The organism is Arthrobacter sp. GMC3, assembly GCF_002929305.1.
Lineage (GTDB): Bacteria > Actinomycetota > Actinomycetes > Actinomycetales > Micrococcaceae > Specibacter.
On record NZ_PJIO01000096.1, the window covers coordinates 1 to 643 of the forward strand.

The following is a 643-nucleotide window of genomic DNA, read 5'->3' on the forward strand; positions in this document are numbered from 1 at the left end:
CAATTAGCAGCACTGAACACAGAAATAGATAACATTGTTACACTACCGGAATTGAATAACCTGTCCATTATATATCAAATAAAAGCGGTCAGTGCTCTGGTAAAAGGTAAAACAGATGAGTCTTACCAGGCGATAAATACTGGCATTGATCTTGAAATGTCCTGGCTAAATTATGTATTGCTTGGCAAGGTTTATGAAATGAAGGGGATGAACCGGGAAGCGGCTGATGCATATCTCACCGCCTTTAATTTACGCCCAGGGGCAAACACCCTTTACTGGATTGAAAATGGTATATTCCAGACTTCTGTTCCTTATGTTGTACCTTATCTCGACAAATTTCTCGCTTCAGAATAAGTAACTCCCGGGTTGATTTATGCTCGGCAATATTTGTTGTTGAGTTTTTGTATGTTACTGTTGGTATAATATGTTGCGGCAATTTATTTGCCGCATAATTTTTATTACATAAATTTAACCAGAGAATGCCCCGCAATTTATTGTAAACATTGAATGTTTATCTTTTCATGATATCAACTTGCGATCCTGATGTGTTAATAAAAAACCTCAAGTTCTCAATTACAGAAACTTTTGTGTTATTTCACCTAATCTTTAGGATTAATCCTTTTTTCGTTAGTATTTTTAGCGC

1 pseudogene is annotated in these 643 nt (G+C 35.9%); it reads left to right on the plus strand.

The window, feature by feature from the left end:
- Nucleotides 1-354 (plus strand): annotated as a pseudogene (locus tag CXQ94_RS23820) (hypothetical protein); the annotation flags it as partial.
- Between the last annotated feature and the right edge of the window lie 289 nt (nucleotides 355-643).